Raw genomic sequence first — 2,537 nt, forward strand, 5'->3', positions numbered from 1 at the left:
CACCACACCAGGTTCGCGCCTGTGGACGACGGAGAGCGAGTGGGCGTCGTCCGGGATCGGGCCGGTGCCCCGTCACGGACGCGAGCCCGTCCGCCGCGCGAACTCGCACCGACACGCGCGCAACCCAGGTTGACAACAGAGATCGAGCAACCTAGGTTGACAGCATGGACGCGGTAGAACTGGCGGCCACCGCCTCGGACACGTCGACTCCCATGCAGGGCCTGCGTGCCGTCGCCTCGTTGCGCGCGGTGGTCGACTCCCTGGAACTGCGACAGGTCGAACAGGCGTTGCGGTCGGGCGAGTCGTGGACCTCCATCGCCGCCGCACTCGGGGTGACCCGCCAGGCCGTCCACAAGAAGTACGGAAAGCGGCTGAACCACATCGACGCGACCAGGAGAGGCCACCGATGACGAACCCGTCGGCGAAACGGAGCACGCTCGACAGGAGCTTCGACCGGATCTCGATCTCCGGGGCCGCGAGCCGCGAGGCCGCCCGCGCGGGCCACGCCGAAGTCGGTTTCGAGCACCTGCTGCTGGGAGTGCTGGTCACCGGCGGCCCGGGCGCCCGTCTGCTCATGGACGCCGGGGTGGGCCTGGCCGAAGCGCGCTCGGCGATCGACGGGATCCTCCGCGAGGACCTCGCCCTGTTGGGGATCGACGTACCCCTGCCGACTCCGTCCGGCGATGATCCGAAGGAATGGCTCCGGTTCACCCCCCGCCTGGAGGAGCTTGAGTACGGCATCCCGTTGGCCGGGGGCGACGCGGCCCTGCTCGCGGCGCTGATCGACGACGAGGGCGGCCGGGTGCGACGGGTGCTGGACCGGCTGGGCGCGGACACCGACCGGATCCGCCGCGACCTCGGCGAGCTGGCGGAGGACCCGCAGTCCCCGGAGCCGCCCCCGGCGGACGGCGCGGACACCTCCGAACAGCCGCCCGAGGGGTGGGAGTACACGACCTACGACCTCGAGGTGCCCGTGCCGCACGAACGGATCTGGGAGCTGGTCAGCGATCCGGAGCGCCGGGGCGAGTGGGACCCGGCCTCCGGTTCTTCGCGGCGGCTCGGCGACGGTGTCGTGGAGCTGACCAACAGGCACACGGAGAAGACGGTCAGGGAGTCGATCACGCACAGCGTCCCCGGCCGCGAGGTCACCTGGACGCAGGAGGACGGCGATCGCGCGTTGCGGATCCTCATCGAACCGCTGGGGGACCGCTCCAGACTGCGCCTGCGCTGGTCCTGGCGCAACGGCCTGAAGCACCGGCGCATCGCCAACCGCGTGGTCCGGTGGATCGCCTGGCAGAACCTCCGGGGGCGGGCCCAGTCCATCGCCCAGGCCGCCGCGTCGTAGCGGACCCGGCTGGCCCGGGGCACGGCCCGTGTTCCGTGGCCAGGAGTCCGGTGGGGCCCGGGGCGGAACCCACTCGTTCCCCGGGAGTTCATGTTGTCCGCGGAAGGAGCGGACAACCCGGGACACGGGCTCGACGTCTTCTCTGTGAACTCCCTCAGAACCAACCGTCCCGCCGTCCGACATCCGGACCGACGCGGGACCCGGCTGGCTCCCCCTGAGACCACCCACAGGAAAAGACGTGACGCACGTGTCCCTCCCCCATTCCGTCGGGCGCGCGACTCTCGCCGCCTCCGCCGCCGCACTCCTGGCCTTCGGACTCGCCGCCCCCGCGGCCGCCGACGACACCGTGGAGACCTACGAGGGCTCCGTCCGCGCCCAGTACCCCGCCACCGCCGCGACCGGCGCGAACGTCCGGATGAACGGTGAGACGGAGAGCACGAACCTCTTCGACCTCCGGCTGGAGGACGGCAGCACCCTCACCGCCTACTGCATCGACCTCGAGACCCGGATCAGGGACGACGCCTGGTACCTGGAGGACGACTGGGCCGACTACCCGGGCAGGGGTGACTTCGCCGCGCCGGGCAAGGTGCACTGGATCCTCCAGAACAGCTACCCGACGATCAGCGCCGCCGAGCTGGCCGAGAACGCGGGCCTGGAGCCGCGGGACAGCCTCCGCTTCGGAGAAGAGCAGGCGATCGCCGCCACCCAGGCCGCCATCTGGCACTTCAGCAACGGCGCGGAGCTGACCGCGCGGGATGCGGACGCCGTCAAGACGGTCTACGACCACCTGGTCGGCGAAGCCGTGGACCTGCCCCAGGAGCCGGAGCCCACGCTCAGCATCACGCCGCACGAGGCCTCCGGCCAGGCGGGCGAGACCATCGGTGAGTTCCTCGTCGAGACCAGTGACGAGGACGGTATCGAGGTCACCGTCGAGGCGACCGAGAGCGTCGGGGTCGAGCTGGTCGACATCGAGAGCGGCGAGCCCGTCACCACGGTCAACAACGGCGACGTCGTGGGGTTCGCGGTCCCGGAGGACGCCGGGGACGGAACCGCCTCCTTCTCCCTGGAGACCACGGCCACCGTGCAGTCCGGCCGCCTCTTCAAGAGCGAGGAGGAGTCCCAGCCGACCCAGACGCTGATCACCGCCGAGGACAGCGAGGTCACCGTGTCCGCGTCGGCGTCCGCCTCGTGG

General features: G+C 71.2%; 3 protein-coding genes. All 3 read left to right on the forward strand.

Features of this window, described 5'->3' with window-relative positions; all coding sequences use genetic code 11:
* Positions 1–164 precede the first annotated feature (164 nt).
* Positions 165–410 (forward strand): hypothetical protein, encoded by a 246-nt coding sequence (locus D455_RS0128605; RefSeq protein ID WP_017574077.1) that lies wholly within the window; start codon positions 165–167, stop codon positions 408–410.
* Positions 407–1,345, forward strand: coding sequence for a Clp protease N-terminal domain-containing protein (locus D455_RS0128610; RefSeq protein ID WP_017574078.1), 939 nt, complete (start codon positions 407–409; stop codon positions 1,343–1,345). Before D455_RS0128605 ends, D455_RS0128610 begins: the two co-directional genes overlap by 4 nt.
* Before the next feature lie 238 nt (positions 1,346–1,583).
* The coding region (locus tag D455_RS0128615) for a thioester domain-containing protein (protein WP_017574079.1) at positions 1,584–2,537 on the forward strand (954 nt) is incomplete at its 3' end.

Source organism: Nocardiopsis halotolerans DSM 44410, assembly GCF_000341065.1.
GTDB classification, from domain to species: Bacteria; Actinomycetota; Actinomycetes; order Streptosporangiales; family Streptosporangiaceae; genus Nocardiopsis; species Nocardiopsis halotolerans.

Coding starts and splice junctions, on each gene's coding strand:
- D455_RS0128605 (WP_017574077.1), top strand. CDS start 165: ATGGACGCGGTAGAACTGGCGGCCACCGCCTCGGACACGTCGACTCCC.
- D455_RS0128610 (WP_017574078.1), top strand. CDS start 407: ATGACGAACCCGTCGGCGAAACGGAGCACGCTCGACAGGAGCTTCGAC.